The following is a 19,593-nucleotide window of genomic DNA, read 5'->3' as shown; positions in this document are numbered from 1 at the left end:
GTTAAAGAGCGACGCAACAGTTCGTTGCTGCGGGAGTGGAATTCTACTCAACCGCCTTCTCGAGTCAAGCCTTATTTTCAAAGGCTTTTCGAGGTTACCGACGAGGTTGTTTGCGTTGCCGCTTGCCCTGTCGATGTGGCGCATTATAGAGATCCAGCTCACATTGGCAAGGCTTTACCGCAATAAAATTGCAAAAAAGTGCAACTTTTTGGTTATTCATATCAACACACAACCTTTATACAGACTTATCCACAGCCAAGGGTAAAGTGAGGACGTTTTACACCGGATAAATGCCTTACAAGGGTACTGGCTTGGCATTCATCCACCATTGCCGCACTGTCGCGTCTAACGCGCAGCGCCCTCGACATCTTCTATATAAGAAGGCGTATGAGGCATATATAGAAGCGCTTATCCCAATCGAGCCTCTTTGACCCAGCACGCCATCAGCTCGCCAGCGGAAAGATCCCGGCAGCCCGATACATTCTGGCCAGCCCAGAGCGGAGAGAAGCCGCTGTCACCCCTCTTTTCGGCAGTGGCCCGCAGCGGTACCAGTGCACCACTGGCATAGGGGAAGTGAGGGACAAACTCCGAGAGCGGGCCCAGCTCCTTCATAAGACGGTTGACGATACCCCGCGCCGGGCGGCCACTGAACAGATTGGTCAGCGCCGTCTGCTGGCCTTGGGGTGAGTGAAGGATTGCGCGATGCAGCGCCGAGGTGGTCGCTTCATGGCAACAGAGAAAGGCAGTGCCCATCTGCACAGCGCTCGCCCCCATTTGCAGCGCGTTGGCTATCCCCTTGCCATCGACGATACCACCAGCGGCAATCACCGGCAGGTCGGTTGCCGCGAGGATCTGCGCCAACAGGGTCAGGGTGCTCTGCTGCAGCGCGAGATCCTCAGAGAGGAAATGACCGCGATGACCTCCCGCCTCCAATCCCTGAGCGATGATGGCATCGGCGCCGTGTTGAGCGAGCCATACGCCCTCCGCGACCGTAGTGGCGCTGGCAAATACCTTGGCCCCCGCATCCTTCACTTGGGCAAGCAGCTCGGGCGCGGGCAGGCCGAAGTGAAAGCTGACCACCGCCGGTCTGAACTCAGCCACCATGGCGGCATGCTCCTCATTGAAAGGTGCACGACTTGGCACCATCGTGACCGCTGGGGGAAGTATGCCGAACTCGATGTAGTAGGGAACAAGGCACTGCTGCCAGCGGGCCAGAGCAACGGGATCCGGTTCCCGTTGCCGATGGCAGAAGAAGTTGATGTTAAATGGCCCAAGGCCGCTGTGGGCAAGTCGCTCCAGTTCGCTGCGCAGCTCCGCTGGCGTGAGCATGGCGGCAGGCAAGGAGCCCAAGCCGCCCGCACGGGTCACGGCCAGCGCCAGCTCGCTACCCTGCACACCGGCCATCGGCGCCTGAATAATGGGATAACGCATCCCCAGTTCGCTAAAGAGGCTCATCCATTCACCCCTTTTGCAGCGTCCGCCGCCAGATGTGCGCGGGCCAGCGCAATGGCACCGTCGATGGCACTACGCGCCTGCGGGCTGTTCTGCCAGCAAGTCGAGCCCAGCATGCTGGCCACCAGCTGGACGATATGGGTGGTGTCGGCCTCGGCCAATCCGGCCAGGGTATGATAGCCCAGCTGTTCGAGCCGCCCGATAACGGGCGGCCCCACCCCTTTCACTCCGAGCAGCATTGCCCGCTCTTGTGGGGTAAACCGGTTATTGCCATCCATCTGTCAGACTCCTTTCTGATAACCGTGGTTAAACATCAGGCCCGCAAGGGGCCCGATGAAGAGAGTGGAGGCTTAACGCACGCTGCGCAGCAGGAAGTCCGGCTGACCACAGGAGCGGCGCTCGCGCTTTTGCATCTCGGCGGAGCAGGTGACCGCATCCGTCCCCTCTTTATTGACGCAGATGTAGATCTCCCGCAGGAAGCGGCCACCATCGGCGCAAGCCACCGTGATGTTGTCGGGGGCCAGCCACTGGTTGGCGCTCGCCAAATCGGCCTTGAGCTGGAAGCTGGTTTTGCGCAGCGGCTCTTCCGGGGATTGATAAGCCGCCGGGATCTTCACCTTCTGGCGCAAATCACTCGCCAGCTGATGGAAGGCCTGCTGGCTCAGGCCGGAGCAGGTGCCATGTTTCTCCCACTCATGGCGATAGAGGAAACGGCTGGGGTAGAGGTCGGCAAACTCGCTCTCCATATCGGGATCGAGCCGTTCGCGAGTGCAGTTGCTGGGGTAACCGCGATCGTACTGGGGCCAAAGACCATGCAGCACAAAGCCCAGCTTGCGGGAACACTGGTCCCGATCCGCCGGTTTGACGGCGCAGTGCTCGGGCGACCAGGAGAGCGCCATGGCGTAATAGTCAAACTCCCCCGCCTCCCCTTTGGCCTGCACGGCCGAGGAGAGCAACAAACCACCCGCCAACAGGGCAATCATCTTCTTCATCTATATATGTCCATTTCAACCAACTCGGGAATGGCTGCAATGCTCCCATATTCCAGCGCGCGGAAACAGTGGTCCCGCCAAGGCTTGCGACAAGGGTCAGACCACTTCGGGGTTTCACCGGATAATAACGAGGCGTAAGCTGGCATCCTGGCGCCGGGTGCGCCACCGCATCATTTCAAGCAACCACAGGATGTAACATGATCCGCAAGAATCCCTCCGGCCATCTGCCTGTCATCGACGAATCCGCCTATATCGACAAGACCGCCATCATCTGCGGCAAGGTGATCATCAAAGAGAATGTCTTTGTCGGCCCCTATGCGGTGATCCGTGCCGACGAGGTGGATGAGAGTGGAGATATGGAACCCATCGTCATCGGCGCCAACTCCAATATCCAGGACGGGGTGGTGATTCACTCCAAATCCGGCGCCGCCGTCACCATCGGCGAGTACACCTCCATCGCCCACCGCAGCATAGTCCACGGGCCGTGCGAAGTGGGGAACCGGGTCTTTATCGGCTTCAACAGCGTGCTGTTCAACTGCCATATCGGTGACGGTGCCGTGGTGCGTCACAACTCGGTGATCGATGGCTGCGATCTGCCGCCGGAGTTCTACGTCCCCTCCACCACCCGTATCAACCAGCAGAGCGATCTGACCCATATCCCGCGGGTTTCGGTAGATGCCGCCGAGTTCTCCGAGGACGTGGCCCACACCAATATCGATCTGGTCAAAGGGTACAAGGCGCTCTCCAACGAGTTCTGATCCTTTCTTTATTACCAGAGAACAAAACGGGCGCCGAGGCGCCCGTTGCTGTTTCTATCTCTACTTATATATGTGCTGGTCAGGAGCACCTCTTCAGGCTGATATGCCAGTTGGCACCGGATTGCACCTGATGCTTGGCGGCGAAGCTGTCCATGTTCAGCGCCACCGACACCTGCAGCAGACTGTTGAGGTAGACCAGCGGCTGACCTTCCGGCACATCGCCGAAGCTGCTGACGTAAGGGGCCTTGCCGTCATATTTGACCACATCCCCTTCACGGATCTTGATGCAGGCGTTATCCCCCTTGTTGATCCCCGCCTTGGTCAGCAAGGCATCGTCGATATTGGTCCAGACGTTGCCGTACTGCACATCGAGGATCGGGATGGTGCCCTTGAGGGTGCCATCTTTCTCTGCTACCGCAGGCTGATAGGGGATCTTCACTACCTCGGCGGGCAGCAGCGGGCCAACCTGCTCGTAGCTGATAGCGCCGGAGGCGAGCCGTGCGCCGGTATAGGCGTACACATCGCGGCCGTGGAAGGTGTAGGACTTCTCGGAACCCTTGAGGCGGTTGAGCTTCTCGTCGATCTGGCGCACCGCCTCGATGCCGAAGTGCTCGGCCACCAGGGTCAGGGTGCCGTTGTCCGGAGTCACGATGTAGTGACCGCTCCTGGTCTTGAGGACCACTGACTTGCGCTCGGTGCCGACACCGGGATCCACCACGCTGACAAACACTGTGCCCTTGGGCCAGTACTGCAGGGTCTGGTAGAGGCGGTAAGAAGCTTCCCAGATGTTGTAAGCCGGGATCTCGTGGGTCAGGTCATAGAGCGGCAGGGTGCGATCCACCCCGAAGGCGACCCCCTTCATGGCCGACACGGCGCCATCTTTGAGGCCGAAATCGGTCTGGATCACCAGCGCTTCGTTGGCGGCGGCGATGCCGCTTGCCAGCATGAGGGCGAGCGCTATGGCGCGGGGTGTGGTGCGAATATCCATATCTGAACTCCTGAATCATCTGAGGATAACGAAACGGCGACGGCCATTTAGACATCCAGACTGCCACCAATGGATTTTTTTGCAAGGGGTTTGCAACAAAGTGAGGGACGACTCGCAGAAATTGTGCTCGCAAAACGTCGGCGGCGGGGGTATCAAAGGCAGAATGGGAAAACGTTTACAATACAGGAGCTCAGCACCATGACACAACCCGTACCGGAGATGATGACCCTGCTGCTGGAGATTGGTGAACAGAGCAGTCAGCTCTGGCTGAGCCAGCCAGATGCGGCCCCGTCACACTACCCGCTGGCCTTTGGCACCCACGCCATCCAGCCCGGACCGTTTCGCAATGCGCCACCCCGCTCGAACTGGAGCGGGCCATCATGGTGGTGGAAGATGAGCTGATGCGCATCGCCCCACAGATCCCGCCCGGCTTGCAGCTGACCCTGCGCAGCCAGCCATCGCTGGCCGAAGCGCTGGGGGACAATGAACTCAGCCGGGATCTGGTGGAGCAAGCCTTTGGCCAGCTGGCCGCGATGGCGGAAGGGGATCCCCTCACCGCCAGCTTGCTGCCACGCGACGAGCACTTTGCCGCCGTGCTGCTGATCGTCAGGGAGTGGCTGCACCATCTGGCCAGCGAGAGCGTGCTGATCGTGGAGTAGTGTCATGGCTGATGCCCCTTGCACTGCCGACTCGCGGTAAAACAGAAGCGCGGCAACGAGGTCCTGCGCCACCGCCATGCGCGGCATGCAAAACCCGGAGCTATGCGCCCTTGCTCATCATCGCCTTCTGCCGCTCCCCCAGCTTCTGTTACCATCGCGGCCACGATCACTCATTGCATCGTGGCCGCAGGCCGCGATAACCCCGACTGGTGCCCCTATGTCCACAGCCTCCTTTGCCGAACTGGCCCTCTCCTCCCGCTTGCAGCAGACCCTGACCGAACTGGGCTATGCCGCACCGACCCCCATTCAGGCTCGCGCCATCCCGGTCATTCTGGCAGGGCGGGATCTGATGGCGGGGGCCCAGACCGGCACCGGCAAGACCGCAGCCTTTGTGCTGCCGCTGCTGGAGCAGTTGCTACAACAGCCACAAGCAGAGCCCCGCCCGATCCGTGCGCTGGTGCTGGTGCCGACCCGCGAGCTGGCGGTGCAGGTCGCCGAGAGTGTCGCGCGCTACGGGCAGGGCACAGCTCTCACCAGCACGCTGGTCTACGGCGGGGTGAGTATTGCGGCGCAGGTGGAGGCGCTTCAAGCCGGGGTGGATATCCTGATCGCCACCCCGGGCCGCCTGCTCGACCATCTGCGTCAGGGGGCCTTGAGCCTGGATAGCCTCCGCCATCTGGTGTTTGACGAGGCGGATCGCATGCTCGACATGGGCTTTATGGACGAGATCAAGGCGCTGCTCAAACAGATCCCGACGGATCGCCAAACCCTGCTCTTCTCCGCCACCTGCGACGACAACCTGTTTGCCTTGAGCAAGGTGCTGCTGCGTGACCCCGAGCTGATTGAAGTTGCGCCGCGCAACACCACGGCGGCCGAAGTGGAGCAGCGGGTTTATACGGTGGACAGAGATCGCAAGCTGGCACTGGTCGAACACATGCTGAAAGTGAAAGGGTGGGCACCGGCGCTGATCTTCAGCCGCACCCGCCAAGGGGCTGACAAGCTGGCCCAGCAGCTCGGCAAATCGGGCATCAATGCGCTGGCCTTCCACGGCGATCTGTCGCAAAGCGCACGTGAAAAAGTGCTGCTGGAGTTTCGCGCCGGCACCTTGCAGGCGCTGGTTGCCACCGACGTGGCGGCCCGCGGCCTCGATATCAGCGATCTCAACTATGTGATTAACCTCGAATTCCCGTTTGTGGCCGAGGATTACGTCCACCGTATCGGTCGCACCGGTCGCGCCGGCAACAAGGGGCTCGCCATTACCCTGTTCAGCCCGGAAGATGCGCCGCTATTGGAGAAGGTGGAAGCTGTGCTCGACACCCGCTTGCCCCAGCAGTGGTTTCCGGGCTTTGAGCCGGATCTCACCCGCTTCGAGCCCGAGCCGCGCCGCAACAGCAAGGCGGCCCAGAAGCAGCGCGCCAGAAAGCAGGCGCTCGCTGGCAACAAGAGTGGCAAGGGCAAGCGTTAAGCCTGCCCTGCGCCGCCAATAAAAAACGCCCGCACGGGCGTTTTTTGTTATCTGACAGGGGCCAGCTCTTGGCGAGTCACACCCTAGCGGGTCGCCAGCACCAGTGGCAGGGATCGCAAGATCTGCCGCTCCGCCAGGGTCGAGAGGATAAACATCACCATATAACCGAGCCCCAGCGCCACGATAATCGCCACCACGTTGGCGGTGAATTCGGCCACCAGATAGTAGGCAGCAACCAGCGCCACTATGCCAGCCAGCCGGATCAGCAAGCTCCGGGTAAAGTGACCGTGAGCCTTGATATAGGCGAGCTGATAGCCGTTGAGCATCATAAAGATAAAGAAGATCGAGAAGTGGAACAGTACAGGCACCGCCCCCACGTAGTCGGCGGGGAAGAACAGCAGCACCAGCGGCTTGCCCGCCAGCAGCATCAAGCCAAAGAAGGCCAGACTGACGATGGCGGAGAGACGGAAGATCCAGCGGCGAATAAGCCTGATCTGGCGATGATCGCCATTGCGCAGATTGACCGCCAGCTCCGGCAGCACAAAGCGGTAGATGGGGAAGACAAACAGGGTGGTCATATAGGTGAAGATGGGGCGCACCACCACCTGAAAATCCCCCAGCTCGTCGATGCTGAAGTGGCGGATGGTGAGCAGCACAGTGATGTAGATCATCAGGATACTGGCCCCCGCCTCCAGGGATGCGGTAAAGCTCTTCTTCACATAGCTCACCATCTCGGGGCCGAGCGCCACCTTGGCCAGCGGCTTGGTGGCGATGGCCCGACGACGCGAAACATACATATAACCGGCGATGGCGAGCGACGAGAAGGTCAGCCCGTAGAAGAGCGAAGCGAGCGCATCCATCTCGAGTCCAAAGTAGCAGGTCATAAACAGCAGACCGTTGGCCAGCGGCTCCAGCCAGGTGACCCGGTTGGAGAGCTCATACATCCGGTACATGGCCACCAGATTGGTGAAGTAGACCTTGAGCCCCAGCCCGAAGATAACCCCCACCAGTTGCAGATACTCCACCCGGATATGGAGCCCGTGCTTGATATAGGGGATCACCGCCCCCCAGGTGAGCAGCACGATGCCGATGAGGAAGTAGCGAAAGATATTGATGATGTCCCGATCGTTTTTGGTCTGGGAGTAGCTCACAACCATGGAGGAGCGAAAACCTGTCATCAGGATAAAGGAGAGGGAGATCAAATCGACCACGCTGTTGAACAGCGCCAGCTCCCCCTTGGCGACCCACTGCGCCAGCCACACCTTGAAGGCGAAGCCGATAACGATGCTGACCAGCGAGGCCCACATCCCGGTGATAAAGGCCTGCTTGAGGCGCGCGAGAGAGGCGTATTGCATAACGAAAATGGATAACTTTCAGGGAAAAGAGAGAGGGCCATCTTATGAAAGCCTCCCTCCCTTGAACAGCGTTAATGCCACGCACTCACAGCCACCAAAAAAACGCAAACGCAAAACGCCCGCTTATTTCCTGAAAGCGGGCGTTTTGTGGTGTGCCGTTATGGCTGCTGATTGCAGTGATGGCACGGCTTGCTGCCACTCTGTCACGCAACCCTTATGACTGCGGCACCGCCTTGATCAGCTCCTCGTAGTGATCAATCAGCTCGGGGCCGTACAGCGGCGAGTCGTGACCGCCGATCACCGTCTTGATCGGCAGCTTCATCGCCTTGAGCCGCTCGATGGTCTGCGGATAGGCCTTCACATTGGCAAAGCTCAGGTTGCCCAGCTTCTCCTTGAGGATGCAGTTGCCATAGAGCACCTGCTCGTCGGGGAAGTAGACAAAGATGCCGTCCGGCGTATGGGCCGGGCCCGCATAGAAGGCACGCACCTTGCCATCTTGCAGCTTGAAGTCGCCATCGTGCACCACGTTCGGCAGCACCAGCGGCAGATCCGGGTACTCCGGCAGCCCCTTGCGGGTAAAGGCGACAATCTCGGCCCAGTCGCTCTTCATCAGATCCCGGGTCTGGCGCGTCGCCACCACCTTGGCCCCGATGGACTTCCAGTAGGCGTTACCGCCCGCCCGGTCGGTGTGGTAGTTGGTGTTGATCACCTCCAGCACCGGCTTGCTGCTGACCCGTTTGATCAGCTTGTGCAGCTCGCGGGCGGTATCCGGCGTCCAGGTCGCCCCCACCACCGTCACCCCCTTGGCCCCGAAATAGACCATGGAGTTTTCCTTTACGTAGTAGTTGTCCTCCACCACATACACCGGGCCGCTCACCTGCTTGAGGGAGATCCCCGCCGCCCGCACGCTGCCACCCCAGAAACTCGCCATCAGCACCACGGCTCCGGCCAATGTGCACTTCATCCAACCTTTCATCATCTTGCTCCCTCGAACCAACCGCCCCCTAGCCACCCCTGTAGCAAGCCGGGCCTTTTAAGCAGTGGGCAGAAGATACGGGGGATTTGTGAGGGGAAAATGAGGCTGTGTGAAGAGAAGGTGAAGTCGGGGGGACGTCAGAAAAAATCAGGGGAAATCGGCGGCGAGCCACGACCAATATGGCGATTGACGGTGCGGGAAGTGGAGAAAGGTAAAGGCTCAAAACGAAACGACAACACAGATAGCAGCCCCTCACCCTAACCCTCTCCCGAGGGAGAGGGAATGGCCCGTGCCAATTCCAAACTCTCATCCCCACCCGAACCTCGTACGTAAAGCACAATCAGCGGAGCCTATTTGCTCCCTTCTCCCCTTGCGGGAGAAGGGCTGGGGATGAGGGGGGAGGTAACAATAAGCCACATAATGTAGGGTCGATTAGCGCAGCGTAATCGTCCGCATACCGCCACGTACCGAGTAATGGCAAGACCGACAGAAAACTCTGGATATCAGCGGTCTCTCGGCCGACATCCTATTTGCGATCGTTCGAATACGCTGCGCTATTCGAACCCACTGCTTGCGGTTATGCTAACCAAAAACACAATGTCGAACGATTCACAATATACGAAATGTATTTTTATCGTGAGGAATGAGAGGTATACGTGATTTTTTCAAAATGCCATTTATGTCAACAAGAAGCCGAACTACAGGAGTCTCACATATTCCCTCGATCATATTTCAAAAAAATAAAATCGGGGAGCGGCCAAGTATTGGAGATAACAATAGATAAGGATACTCCACCATCACTATCTAACTTTGACCCTAAAGAGCATTTACTTTGTTTTGAATGTGAGCAACACATTTCTAAAAAATATGAAGCGTACGGCACTCAAATATTCAGAAGGACACAAAACATTGAAAGAGAAAATCTTCATGTGAAAATAAAGAATTTTAACTACAATAAGTTTTATTTGTTCCTCATTTCTATTCTTTGGCGAGCATCTATTTCAACAATTGAACGATACCGCCATATTAACTTTGATGACAAAATGAATGCTAGGTTTGCAGCATGCCTTCTTAAAGAGTCAGTCAGGTTGTCACCATCTATAAAGCTAGACCACTTCTTTCGAGTAGCTATTTTCAGGTTAAAAGACTTCAGTAGACAACTGGATGATGACGTTATTAAACGCATTTTTATAGACCTAAATATAGTAAAGACTGAAGACATAAACGATGGAATAACTTATTTTTATGTAATAGATGGATGCTTAGTCATGATAAACCTAAATTGCCATGATGATATACATCAACAAAGAGTGATAAAAATAAAAAACCAGATGATAAATAAAACCATATTGAAAATTCCATTTATAAACATTTTCGATATTAAAGAGGTTGCAGAGACTATTGCTGTGTCTATTGAAAAACTCTCATCCCATCCTAATAGAACAAAATAAACCCCATAAAAAACACTTACTAATAGTCATATTAAAGCAAATAAAACCCACCCGTATAACGGGTGGGTTTTATTTCATTGTCACCAGACTAATCCTAGATATTTAATACCAAAAACAATCACCCCAACGGCGGCGTGCGTGGCGGCACCATACGCTTGCTGCCGGTGGACTCGAAGGCCGAGGCAAAGCGCAGCAGGTTGTTGTCGTCATAGGCGCGACCGGCGAAGGTCAGGCCTACCGGCATACTGATATCGGCCATCACGCCCATGGGGACGGTGACGGTCGGCACGCCGAGATGGCGAATGGCGAGGTTGCCGTTGGCAACCCAGATGCCATTGCTCCAGGCGATATCGGCGGAGGCCGGATTCACATCCGCATCAGCCGGGGCGACGTCGGCAACGGTGGGGAACAGCACGGCGTCGAGCTTGAGCCCGTCCATCCAGTCTTCCAGATCCAGCTTGCGGGTCTTCTCCAGACCGCGCAGGCCGTCCGGCACTGTGGGGATCTCGTCAAAGCGCTTGATGCCGCGCTTGGCCATATTGACGTACTCGTCCATGCCCGCCGCCAGATCGCCCTCGCGGTTCGGCAATGTGCCCGGATCGTGGGGGAAGATCTTCGGCCCATCGACATCGGCCAGCTTGTTGAGCTTGGGATCACCGTTGGCGCGCAGGAAGTCGTCGAACGCCCAGCCGGAGAGCTCCCACAGCTCGTCGTTGAGGAACTCCGGGCTCACGATGCCGCGATTGAACACGGTCGGCGCGCCGGGTCGGTCCCCTTCGCAGTTGGAGACCAGCGGGAAGTCCACTTCGATGACTTCTGCGCCAGCGGCTTCCAGCGCCTTGCGCGCATCTTCCCAGAGAGCGATCACGGTCTCGCGGGTATGGATGCGCTGACCGGTCGGGCCGCCGATACCGGGGTTTTCGCTGGTGCCGGCCAGTTCATCCTTGTTGATAAACATACGCGGCACGCCGAGGCGCTTACCCTTGAGGGCATCGGGCTTGGCAGCCAGATCCAGATAGGAGGCCGGACGGACCTCGGAAGCCTTGGGCAGCTGCACCCAGGGTTGCATGCGCCACAGATCGCCACGGGTGTCGGCATCGTCAGCCACCACTACGTCGAGCACTTCCAGCAGATCGGCCATGGTGCGGGCATAGGGCACCACCACATCCATGGTCGGAGTCAGCGGCCAGTTGCCGCGCACCGAGATGACACCACGGGACGGGGTATAGGCGCACAGGCCGTTGTTGGAGGCCGGGCCACGGCCGCTCGACCAGGTCTCTTCGGCCAGACCAAAGGCGGAGAAGCTGGCGGCGGTGGCGGTACCGGCACCGTTGGAGGAGCCGGAGGCAAACGGCGCGGTCAGGTAGTCGGCGTTGTAGGGGCTCTCGGCACGGCCATAGACGCCGCGCTGCATGCCGCCATTGGCCATCGGCGGCATATTGGTTTTGCCAAGGCAGATGGCACCGGCGGCGCGCAGGCGCTCAACGGTAAAGGCATCGCGCTGGGCCACCAGATCCTTGAAGGCCGGGCTGCCGGAGGCGGCGGTCAGCCCCTTGACCAGATAGCTGTCTTTGGCGGTGTAGGGGATGCCGTCGAGCGGGCTCAGGGTCTCGCCACGGGCACGGCGGGCATCGGAAGCCTCGGCTTCTTTCAGCGCATCGGGATTGGCGACCACCACGGCGTTGAGTTTGGTGGCAGTCTCGGGGCCGTTGTAGGCCTCGATCCGGGCCAGATAGGCCTTGACCAGTTCGACCGCTGTGGTGCGGCCTGATTCGAGCGCGGCACGCAGCTCGGCAATGGAAACCTCGGTCACTTCGATCATTTTGATCTCCTGTAAAAGGGTGACTGTTTGTCATGATGATCGCCGCATCAGCGCCTGCGACCATCACACCATCAAGAGATAAAACCCCACTGAGTGGGGTTTGGAATACTCACCGGAACCGGTTCTTATTTGCCGGAAGGGATCTGCTGGGTAATGCAGTGAATATTGCCACCGCCCAGCAGGATCTCGCGGGCCGGCACGCCGACCACGGTGTGCTCCGGGAAGATCTCTTCCAGAATGCGCTGGGCTTCACCATCGGTGGCGGCATCCAGCAGCGGATAGACGATGCGATCGTTGGTGATAAGGAAGTTCACATAGGAACCGGCCAGACGGCCTTCTGCCTCGCGCGGCACACCGGTACCGCTCTCGACACCGGCAGACTCCTCTTCAGTGCAGAACAGCGGGCCCGGCTGGGGCAGCTTCCACACTTTCAGCTTGCGACCCTTGGCATCGACCGCCGCTTCCAGCACCTTGAGGGCGGCCACGGAGCGGGCGTACTGGGGATCGTTCTGGTCGTCAGTCCAGTGCAGGGCCACTTCACCCGGACGCACGAAGCAGCACATGTTGTCGATGTGGCCGTCGGTTTCGTCCATGTAGACGCCTTCGTCCAGCCAGATAAAGCTGGTGACGCCCAGATAGTCGCGCAGGTGAGCTTCGATCTGCGCTTTGGTCAGGTGCGGGTTGCGGTTTTCGTTGAGCAGGCACTCGGCGGTGGTCAGGCAGGTACCTTCGCCATCGACGTGGATGGAGCCCCCTTCCAGAATCAGCGGCGCATCGTAGCGAGCCATGCCGTGCTGGGCCAGCATCTGGGCTGCGACCTCTTCATCCTGATTCCACGGGTAGTAGAGACCGCCCTTGTGACCGCCCCAGGCGTTGAAGCCCCAATCCACCCCACGGCACTCGCCGGCCGCGTTGGTAACGATGGTCGGGCCGGTATCGCGGGCCCAGCAGTCATCGCTGTTCATTTCGACCAGAGTGACGTGAGCGGGCATGATGGCGCGAGCCTGCTCCATAAACTGGGCCGGTACCCCCATAAAGACTGGGGTGGCGCCACCGATGGCATCCGCCACCTTGGCGAAGGTCTCTTGCGCGAAGCGACCGGCTACGCGCCAGTTGTCCGGGCGAAACGGCCAGATCATCCAGACGGCCTGCTGGTGCGCCCACTCGGCGGGCATGGTGAAGCCGTCGGCGGCCGGCGTGGAGTTAATGGTCTTGATGCTCATCGCAAGGCTCCTTGCATGGATTGAGGCCCCCATTTACGCCAGATGCGGCGCGGGAACCCGGAAAAATAACAGTGGGTCGCAGAGTAAGACGTTGCGCCCCCATCCATCAAATGAATAGGATGGATTGTCCCATAAACACGGCGAATAATCCCCTCATGAAACTGCACCAGCTCGACCTCAATCTGCTGCTCGCGTTTGACGCCCTGATGACGCAGGGCAGCGTCACCCGCGCAGCCGAAGCGCTCTTTATCAGCCAGCCCGCCATGAGCCACTCCCTTAACCGGTTGCGCACCTTTCTCGGCGACCCGCTTTTGGTACGCACCCCGCAGGGGATGCTGCCGACCCCGCGCGCCCAGCGGCTGCACCTCGGGGTGCAGCAGGCGCTGCGGCTGCTGGAGCAGCAGCTCACCGAGGAAGAAGAGTTCGAGCCGAGCCAGTCGAAGCGGCGCTTCGTGCTCTGCACCACAGATTACGTGGAGTGCGTGCTGATCCCGCCGCTTATTCAGCGGCTCAGACGGCTAGCGCCGGGGGTCACCATCGAGATCCGCATCCTGCGCGACACCCTGCCCGAAGCCGAGCTGGCGAGCGGCGAGATCGATCTGGTGCTGGGGTTTGACGAGTACATGCAGGTGCCGGGGTATCTCGGCAAAGAGACCTGGCTCACCGAACCGCTGGCCGGACTGGTGCGCGCCGATCTGCCCATTGCCAAATCGGCACCCACCGGCGCCGAGGATGACCCCTCCCAGTGGCAGGAGCGCATCACCCTGCCGCAGCTCATCGCTATGCCCCACGTGTTCCACTCGCCGCTGGGCACCTCGGAGGCGAGCCTCGACCGCTATCTGAAGAGTCAGGGCTTTAGCCGCACCATCTCGGTCAACAGCCAGAGCTATATGTCCGCCGCCGCCATCGTCAGCCAGAGCGATCACCTCTTGGTGCTGCCCAGCATGGTGGCCGAGCTGCTCGCCACCCACTGGCCGCTGAAAAGCCTGCCGCTGCCCGAAGACGTGCCGGATTACCACCTCAACTGCGTCTGGCATCCCGTGCATGCGCAGCAACCGGCGCTGGTATGGCTGAAAGATTTGATGAAAGAGCTGGTGGGGCCGAGGTAAGACCGCAGCGTCTGGCAACAAAGGTTGATCGAAAAGCCCGGCAAGGGCTGAGACCAGAAACAACAGTGGCTCCCGAGGGAGCCACTGTTGTTTCTGCAGTATCGCGTTACGCCCGCAAGGCCCGCATCAGCTGGGCGACCACGTCGTCGAGCAGGGGGCGATCGGGGCGGCACTGGGCGAAGGTGACCAACCCTTGCAGGTTGATCAGCAGCAGGGCGGTGAGGGTGTGGATATTGCTATCCGGGGCCAGTTCACCCTTGGCCTGCGCCTGTGTCAGCAACTCAGCCAGATCCTGCTCCAGCTCGCCATAGATACCCTTGACCCGCTGGGTCAGCTCCTCATCCTGCTCGCTCAGCTCCATCATGGTGCGGGTCACCAGACAGGAGCCGCAGAGCGCCTCCCCCACAATCCGGTCGAGATAGGCAGCAAGGCCCGCCAGCGGGCTCGGGTTGTCGAGCAGGGAGCGGCGCAGGGTGCGTTTGCCCTCGACATAGTGATCCACCGCAGCCAGCAGCAGGCCGCGCTTGTTGCCAAAGGCGCCGTAAATGCTGCCCGGGTGCAGGCCGGTGGCAGCCACCAGCTCCTGCATGGTGGTCTTGGCATATCCCTTGGCGCGAAACGCTTCCATGGCATTTCGCAGTACCTCGTCCCGATCAAACTCGGCTATGCGCATGGTTCCTCCCGTGGGAAATGGTTCACCGGCAAGGGGCAACAGGGCCCGCCGATAAAGAGTGGCTGGAAAGGGCGGCAAGTTTACCCCAGCAGCCCGCTCGGGCCAACCTTCTTGAACGCGCATTCAAAAAAAGCTTGCGCCCGACGCAAAAAACGTCTTGAATGCACGTTCAAGAATAACCCGTTCAGGACAACCTATCATGAATACCCTGTTTCAGCCGTATCGACTCAATGACACTCTGACCCTGGCCAACCGTTTCATGATGGCCCCGCTCACCCGCTGCATGGCAGGCCCAGGTCTGGTGCCGACCGAGCAGATGGCTGCCTATTACGGCCGCCGCGCCGACATCGGCCTGATTGTTTCCGAGGCCGTCATCATCCGCCCCGACGCGCAGGGCTACCCCAATACCCCGGGCCTCTTCACCCAGGCGCAGATCGATGGCTGGAAGAGAGTGACCAGCGCCGTGCACGCCAAGGGCGGCAAGATCTTCGCCCAGCTGTGGCACGTCGGCCGCCTCTCCCACCCCTTCTTCCATCAGGCTGAAGTGTTGGCCCCCTCCGCCGTGGCACACGAGGGCACTGTGCCCCGCATGCGCGAGCTGACCTATCAGGTGCCGCGCGCCCTGACCGAGGCCGAAATCGCCCAGCTGGTGCTGGATTACGCCCAAGCCGCAGCCAACGCCATCGAGGCGGGCTTTGACGGGGTGGAGATCCACGGTGCCAACGGCTACCTGATCGACCAGTTCCTGCACCACTCCACCAACCTGCGCAGCGACAACTATGGTGGCAGCCCGGAAAAGATGAGCCGCTTCGCGCTGGAAGTGGTCGATGCCATCAGCGCCCGCATCGGCGGTGATCGGGTTGGTATTCGCCTCTCCCCGGGTGCCTATGTCCATCTGGCGGGCAGCCCGGAAGATCGCGCCGTGTTCGACTATCTGCTGGGCAAGCTGAACGATCGCCCGCTGGCCTATATCCACCTCGGCATCTTCGATGACAACCTCACCTTCGATTATCTGGGTGGCCGTGCCTCCGACTATCTGCGTGCCCACTACAAGGGCAATCTGGTCGGGGTGGGTAACTACGACGCCGAGCGCGCCGCTGCGGCCATCGAGGCTAACCGCTTCGATCTGGTGGCCATCGGTCGTCCACTTATCGCCAACCCGGACTATCTCGCCAAGGTGAAGAAGGGTGAAGCGCTGGTGCCCTACGCCGACACCATGCTGGCCGAGCTGGTATAACCACGAAGCCATCGCCAGACGACAGGCAATAAAAAACGAGGGGAGCTGTTGCTCCCCTCGTGCTATTTGGCTGGCGTTATAACCCTGATTAGTTTGTTCCGCTAATCAGTTGGTTCTGGACTCAGTTTGTTCTAAACAGAGCCTCAATAGAGAGCCCCTGGCTCAGCAGGATCTCCCGCAGACGGCGCAGCCCCTCCACCTGGATCTGGCGTACCCGCTCGCGGGTCAGGCCAATCTCGGCCCCCACATCCTCGAGGGTGGCGGGCTCGTAACCCAGCAGACCGAAACGACGGGCCAGCACTTCCCGCTGCTTGGGATTGAGCTCCTCCAGCCAGTGCACGATGCTGCTACGCATATCATCTTCCTGTGACTCCAGCTCAGGCCCCATGCCGCGCTCGTCGGAGAGCACATCCAGCAGCGCCTTGTCGCGATCGCCGCCGATGGGGGTGTCCACCGAGGTGATCTTCTCGTTGAGCTTGAGCATGCGGTTCACATCATCCACCGAACGATCCAGCGCGAAGGCGATATCCTCGGCGGTCGGCTCGTGATCGAGACGGTGAGAGAGTTCGCGCGCGGTGCGCAGGTAAACGTTTAACTCTTTGACCACATGAATGGGCAGACGGATAGTGCGGGTCTGGTTCATGATGGCCCGCTCTATGGTCTGGCGGATCCACCAGGTGGCATAGGTAGAGAAACGGAAGCCCCGCTCGGGGTCGAACTTCTCGACCGCGCGGATAAGACCGAGGTTGCCCTCTTCGATAAGATCCAGCAGCACCAGGCCGCGGTTGTTGTAACGACGGGCGATTTTCACCACCAGTCGCAGGTTGGACTCGATCATGCGCTTGCGGGCGGCTTTGTCACCCCGCAAGGCACGACGGGCGTAGTAGACTTCCTCTTCGGCAGTGAGCAGCGGGGAGAAACCTATCTCCCCCAGATAGAGTTGCGTGGCATCCATCACCTTGTTCAGCTCAGGTGCCAGCAACTCATCGGAGATAGTCTCGTCCGCCTCGGCGGCTACCTCCTGCAGCTCTTCTACCTCGTGAGATTCGGGTTCAGCGTCAAACTCTAACTCTGCATCCTGCATTACCAGTTGTTCTTGGCTCATGGTGTGTCTCCCTGACGTTACCAGAGTAAGACGGTCTCTCTGGGGTTAACGCTTTGGCAAATAGCTCATCGGATTGATCGACTTGCCTCTGTACCGGATCTCGAAATGCAATCGCACATCCGGCGCGTCCGTGCTACCCATGTTGGCAATGACCGAGCCCCCCTTGACGCTGTCCCCTTCCTTCACCCGCAACTCGTCGTTGTGTGCGTAAGCGGAGAGATAGTCATCATCATGCTTGAGGATAATCAGCTTGCCGTACCCCCTTAAAGCACTGCCAGCGTATACCACTTTACCGCTGCTGGCGGCGTAGACGGGTTGCCCCTTCTGGCCGGCTATGTCGATCCCCTTGTTACCCTGTTCTGCAACAGAGAACCCCTCGACAATCCGGCCTTTTGCGGGCCAGTGCCAAGCAAGTCTCGACTGGGAGTTGTTTATTTTTTGTTCTTTGGACTGAGCGTATTCCTTCGGTGCTGCCGGAGCAACGGATTTCTGAGAGATGAACGGCGTGGTCTGACCAGATCCACTCGGCTCGGCCAACGGACGCGGACCGCTGCTCGGACGGCTCACGGCCACCGGGGTCACGGTTGCCGGACGAGTCGCAGCCACCATCTGGGTCGAACCGCCGCCTGCGGTCTGGACATTGAGCACCTGACCCGGTTGCAGCGCATAGGGGGCGCTCAGGTTGTTGCTCTGGGCCAGCGCCTGCGGTGTCATGCCGAACTGGCGGCCGATGCTGCTCAGGGTATCGCCGCGGCGCACCTCATAGGTACCGGCACTGCGGCTGCTGCCAACACTGGCGCTGGAACCATCGAGTCGCAGTCGCTGCCCCGGATAGATGTTGTAGGGCGGGCTGATGTTGTTGAGGCTGGCCAGCGACGGCACATCGTTGCCGGAGTTGAAGGCGATGGAGTAGAGGGTATCGCCCCGTTTCACCACATAGCTGCCGCCCTGAATGGGGGCGCTGACCTGGGCACCGCTTTGGCGAGCCGGAATGGTCGAGACAAACTGCCCCTCATCAACACCATCTACCGGAGCTGCATTTTTACTGGAGGAGCAGGCAAGCAGCAGCCATGACAACACCACGACACTGCTTCCTTGCCAAATACGCGAACGCATAATGGATCCTTAACGACTAAACCAGAAATAGGCCACCACGGCCAGACCAATACAGAGCCAACCGAGCACATCTACGTAGTGCATCAGTTTGCGTTCCATCTTCTCGCCACCCCAGCGCATCAGGCCCGCAACCAGGAAAAAGCGCATGCCACGACCGATGAGGGAGGTGATGATGAAGGGCAGCAGAGCCATTTGCAACAACCCTGCCGTCACGGTAAACACCTTGTAGGGGATAGGGGTGAAGCTGGCAATGAAAATGACCCAGATCCCCCACTGCTCAAACCAGTTGCGAGCAATCTCGATCTTGTCCTGATAGCCCACAGACTCCACCAGTGGCAGCACGACCGGATCCCACAGCGCATAGCCAAGGGCATAGCCAAACAGGGCGCCCAGCACAGAGAAGAGGGTAGCCAGCGTGGCGTAGTGCCACGCCTTGTGGGGCTTGGCGAGCGCCATCGGCGCCAGCATCACATCCACCGGGATCGGCCAGAATACCGACTCGATGAAAGCGGTGATGGAGAGATACCAGGGGGCATGCTTGTGGCGAGCCCACTGCATCACCAGTACGTACAAACGGGAAAACAACTTCACTCAACATCTCCGTCAATCAGGGGAACAAAACGTACCGGCTCCAGAATACGGCTGGTCAGCTGGGATCCGGATCGTTCGATCAGTTGCAGGGTCTGCTGGCTGTCACCCACGGGCAACACCAGTCGACCCCCTTCGGCCAGCTGATCGGTCAGTGCCGTCGGGATCTCGCTCGCCGCGGCCGTCACCAGAATGGCGTCATAAGGTCCCTTGTTGGGCCACCCCAGCCAGCCGTTGCCGTGCTTGGCCGAGACATTGTGCAGATCGAGCTGGCGCAGTCGGCGTCTGGCCTGGAACTGCAGCGACTTGATCCGCTCCACGGTATACACATGCTCCACCAGATGGGCGAGGATCGCCGTCTGGTAGCCAGAGCCAGTGCCAATCTCCAGCACATGGGCCGGATTGTTTTGCATCAGCAACTCGGTCATTCGCGCCACCATATAGGGCTGCGAAATGGTCTGGCCGTGGCCAATGGGCAGGGCGGTGTTATCCCACGCCTTGTGCGCCATGGCCTCGTCCACGAACAGCTGGCGCGGCACTTTCGCGATGGTCGCCAGCACGCGAAAATCGCGAATATCCTGCGCAATGAGCTGATTTAACAGGCGCTGTACTATCACACCACCC

At 59.5% G+C, this 19,593-nt stretch carries 19 protein-coding genes and 1 pseudogene; 7 read left to right on the top strand and 13 right to left on the bottom strand.

What is annotated here, in order from left to right; translation table 11 throughout:
- A partial coding sequence (locus G5221_RS15625; protein ID WP_421263552.1) for a hypothetical protein occupies positions 1 to 186 on the top strand: 186 nt, incomplete at its 5' end.
- A 222-nt stretch (positions 187 to 408) separates the two neighbouring features.
- Here the strand turns inward: G5221_RS15625 and G5221_RS15620 are convergent.
- From G5221_RS15620 to G5221_RS15610, 3 genes are all read right to left on the bottom strand, one after another.
- Positions 409 to 1,455, bottom strand: a complete 1,047-nt coding sequence (locus tag G5221_RS15620) for an NAD(P)H-dependent flavin oxidoreductase (protein ID WP_158112851.1) — start codon at positions 1,453 to 1,455, stop codon at positions 409 to 411.
- Complete coding sequence (locus tag G5221_RS15615) at positions 1,452 to 1,730, bottom strand: helix-hairpin-helix domain-containing protein (RefSeq protein WP_216951994.1); 279 nt, start codon at positions 1,728 to 1,730, stop codon at positions 1,452 to 1,454. Before G5221_RS15615 ends, G5221_RS15620 begins: the two co-directional genes overlap by 4 nt.
- Before the next feature lie 72 nt (positions 1,731 to 1,802).
- Entirely contained in the window at positions 1,803 to 2,444 is a 642-nt protein-coding gene (locus tag G5221_RS15610) for a ribonuclease T2 family protein (protein ID WP_040068400.1), read from the bottom strand.
- A 197-nt stretch (positions 2,445 to 2,641) separates the two neighbouring features.
- On the opposite strand from G5221_RS15610, the gene G5221_RS15605 reads away from it, so the two are divergent.
- Positions 2,642 to 3,202 (top strand): carbonate dehydratase, encoded by a 561-nt coding sequence (locus G5221_RS15605; protein ID WP_005335471.1) that lies wholly within the window; start codon positions 2,642 to 2,644, stop codon positions 3,200 to 3,202.
- A gap of 79 nt (positions 3,203 to 3,281) precedes the next feature.
- Here the strand turns inward: G5221_RS15605 and G5221_RS15600 are convergent, their stop codons facing one another.
- On the bottom strand, positions 3,282 to 4,190 hold the full coding sequence (locus G5221_RS15600) for an SAM hydrolase/SAM-dependent halogenase family protein (RefSeq protein ID WP_216951996.1): 909 nt from the start codon (positions 4,188 to 4,190) through the stop codon (positions 3,282 to 3,284).
- A 198-nt stretch (positions 4,191 to 4,388) separates the two neighbouring features.
- Between G5221_RS15600 and G5221_RS15595 the strand changes: the two are divergent.
- Positions 4,389 to 4,849: pseudogene (locus tag G5221_RS15595) on the top strand (hypothetical protein).
- A 217-nt stretch (positions 4,850 to 5,066) separates the two neighbouring features.
- Positions 5,067 to 6,314: a DEAD/DEAH box helicase gene (locus G5221_RS15590; protein ID WP_421263551.1), complete on the top strand. Its 1,248-nt coding sequence runs from the start codon at positions 5,067 to 5,069 to the stop codon at positions 6,312 to 6,314.
- An 83-nt stretch (positions 6,315 to 6,397) separates the two neighbouring features.
- Here G5221_RS15590 and G5221_RS15585 read toward each other — a convergent pair whose 3' ends face one another.
- Positions 6,398 to 7,669: a lipopolysaccharide biosynthesis protein gene (locus G5221_RS15585; protein WP_421263550.1), complete on the bottom strand. Its 1,272-nt coding sequence runs from the start codon at positions 7,667 to 7,669 to the stop codon at positions 6,398 to 6,400.
- Between the two features lie 214 nt (positions 7,670 to 7,883).
- Positions 7,884 to 8,648 (bottom strand): CphA family subclass B2 metallo-beta-lactamase, encoded by a 765-nt coding sequence (locus G5221_RS15580; RefSeq protein ID WP_421263549.1) that lies wholly within the window; start codon positions 8,646 to 8,648, stop codon positions 7,884 to 7,886.
- A gap of 653 nt (positions 8,649 to 9,301) precedes the next feature.
- On the opposite strand from G5221_RS15580, the gene G5221_RS15575 reads away from it, so the two are divergent.
- On the top strand, positions 9,302 to 10,096 hold the full coding sequence (locus G5221_RS15575) for a hypothetical protein (protein ID WP_421263548.1): 795 nt from the start codon (positions 9,302 to 9,304) through the stop codon (positions 10,094 to 10,096).
- Positions 10,097 to 10,214: 118 nt separating this feature from the next.
- Here G5221_RS15575 and G5221_RS15570 read toward each other — a convergent pair whose 3' ends face one another.
- Together G5221_RS15570 and aguA are read right to left on the bottom strand one after the other, a co-directional pair.
- The gene (locus tag G5221_RS15570; protein WP_421263547.1) at positions 10,215 to 11,918 is read right to left on the bottom strand and encodes an amidase; all 1,704 of its coding nucleotides are present in this window, start codon (positions 11,916 to 11,918) and stop codon (positions 10,215 to 10,217) included.
- Between the two features lie 125 nt (positions 11,919 to 12,043).
- Complete coding sequence (gene aguA / locus G5221_RS15565) at positions 12,044 to 13,141, bottom strand: agmatine deiminase (protein WP_040068383.1); 1,098 nt, start codon at positions 13,139 to 13,141, stop codon at positions 12,044 to 12,046.
- 155 nt (positions 13,142 to 13,296) lie between these two features.
- On the opposite strand from aguA, the gene G5221_RS15560 reads away from it, so the two are divergent.
- Complete coding sequence (locus G5221_RS15560; RefSeq protein ID WP_279486578.1) at positions 13,297 to 14,250, top strand: LysR family transcriptional regulator; 954 nt, start codon at positions 13,297 to 13,299, stop codon at positions 14,248 to 14,250.
- Between the two features lie 106 nt (positions 14,251 to 14,356).
- Here G5221_RS15560 and G5221_RS15555 read toward each other — a convergent pair whose 3' ends face one another.
- Complete coding sequence (locus G5221_RS15555) at positions 14,357 to 14,923, bottom strand: TetR/AcrR family transcriptional regulator (RefSeq protein WP_005335495.1); 567 nt, start codon at positions 14,921 to 14,923, stop codon at positions 14,357 to 14,359.
- A 199-nt stretch (positions 14,924 to 15,122) separates the two neighbouring features.
- Here G5221_RS15555 and G5221_RS15550 point away from each other — a divergent pair, with 199 nt between their 5' ends.
- Positions 15,123 to 16,160 (top strand): alkene reductase, encoded by a 1,038-nt coding sequence (locus G5221_RS15550; RefSeq protein ID WP_227341352.1) that lies wholly within the window; start codon positions 15,123 to 15,125, stop codon positions 16,158 to 16,160.
- Positions 16,161 to 16,281: 121 nt separating this feature from the next.
- On the opposite strand, the gene rpoS is transcribed toward G5221_RS15550, so the two are convergent.
- Genes rpoS through G5221_RS15530 form a run of 4 tightly spaced genes read right to left on the bottom strand, consistent with a single transcriptional unit; the run spans position 16,282 to position 19,586 of the window.
- Positions 16,282 to 17,265 carry an RNA polymerase sigma factor RpoS gene (gene rpoS / locus G5221_RS15545; RefSeq protein ID WP_005335504.1) on the bottom strand — a complete coding sequence of 328 codons (984 nt, stop codon included), beginning with the start codon at positions 17,263 to 17,265 and terminating at the stop codon, positions 16,282 to 16,284.
- Between the two features lie 45 nt (positions 17,266 to 17,310).
- Positions 17,311 to 18,381, bottom strand: a complete 1,071-nt coding sequence (locus G5221_RS15540) for a LysM peptidoglycan-binding domain-containing protein (protein ID WP_042081491.1) — start codon at positions 18,379 to 18,381, stop codon at positions 17,311 to 17,313.
- Between the two features lie 9 nt (positions 18,382 to 18,390).
- On the bottom strand, positions 18,391 to 18,972 hold the full coding sequence (locus tag G5221_RS15535) for a YqaA family protein (RefSeq protein WP_021229508.1): 582 nt from the start codon (positions 18,970 to 18,972) through the stop codon (positions 18,391 to 18,393).
- Complete coding sequence (locus tag G5221_RS15530; protein ID WP_005335507.1) at positions 18,969 to 19,586, bottom strand: protein-L-isoaspartate(D-aspartate) O-methyltransferase; 618 nt, start codon at positions 19,584 to 19,586, stop codon at positions 18,969 to 18,971. The genes G5221_RS15535 and G5221_RS15530 overlap by 4 nt, the downstream gene beginning before the upstream one ends.
- Between the last annotated feature and the right edge of the window lie 7 nt (positions 19,587 to 19,593).

The sequence above is a fragment of the Aeromonas sp. 602200 genome (assembly GCF_049173895.1).
Taxonomy (GTDB): Bacteria; Pseudomonadota; Gammaproteobacteria; order Enterobacterales; family Aeromonadaceae; genus Aeromonas; species Aeromonas veronii_A.
The sequence above is the reverse complement of the archived record's forward strand: the minus strand, read 5'-3'. Positions and strand labels throughout refer to the sequence as shown.

Excerpts from the sequence above, each read along its gene's own strand:
- G5221_RS15610 (WP_040068400.1), bottom strand. The coding sequence starts at position 2,444 with ATGAAGAAGATGATTGCCCTGTTGGCGGGTGGTTTGTTGCTCTCCTCG.
- aguA (WP_040068383.1), bottom strand. The coding sequence starts at position 13,141 with ATGAGCATCAAGACCATTAACTCCACGCCGGCCGCCGACGGCTTCACC.
- G5221_RS15560 (WP_279486578.1), top strand. The coding sequence starts at position 13,297 with ATGAAACTGCACCAGCTCGACCTCAATCTGCTGCTCGCGTTTGACGCC.
- G5221_RS15605 (WP_005335471.1), top strand. The coding sequence starts at position 2,642 with ATGATCCGCAAGAATCCCTCCGGCCATCTGCCTGTCATCGACGAATCC.
- G5221_RS15580 (WP_421263549.1), bottom strand. The coding sequence starts at position 8,648 with ATGATGAAAGGTTGGATGAAGTGCACATTGGCCGGAGCCGTGGTGCTG.
- G5221_RS15540 (WP_042081491.1), bottom strand. The coding sequence starts at position 18,381 with ATGCGTTCGCGTATTTGGCAAGGAAGCAGTGTCGTGGTGTTGTCATGG.
- G5221_RS15570 (WP_421263547.1), bottom strand. The coding sequence starts at position 11,918 with ATGATCGAAGTGACCGAGGTTTCCATTGCCGAGCTGCGTGCCGCGCTC.
- G5221_RS15620 (WP_158112851.1), bottom strand. The coding sequence starts at position 1,455 with ATGAGCCTCTTTAGCGAACTGGGGATGCGTTATCCCATTATTCAGGCG.
- rpoS (WP_005335504.1), bottom strand. The coding sequence starts at position 17,265 with ATGAGCCAAGAACAACTGGTAATGCAGGATGCAGAGTTAGAGTTTGAC.
- G5221_RS15600 (WP_216951996.1), bottom strand. The coding sequence starts at position 4,190 with ATGGATATTCGCACCACACCCCGCGCCATAGCGCTCGCCCTCATGCTG.
- G5221_RS15590 (WP_421263551.1), top strand. The coding sequence starts at position 5,067 with ATGTCCACAGCCTCCTTTGCCGAACTGGCCCTCTCCTCCCGCTTGCAG.
- G5221_RS15550 (WP_227341352.1), top strand. The coding sequence starts at position 15,123 with ATGAATACCCTGTTTCAGCCGTATCGACTCAATGACACTCTGACCCTG.
- G5221_RS15585 (WP_421263550.1), bottom strand. The coding sequence starts at position 7,669 with ATGCAATACGCCTCTCTCGCGCGCCTCAAGCAGGCCTTTATCACCGGG.
- G5221_RS15555 (WP_005335495.1), bottom strand. The coding sequence starts at position 14,923 with ATGCGCATAGCCGAGTTTGATCGGGACGAGGTACTGCGAAATGCCATG.
- G5221_RS15615 (WP_216951994.1), bottom strand. The coding sequence starts at position 1,730 with ATGGATGGCAATAACCGGTTTACCCCACAAGAGCGGGCAATGCTGCTC.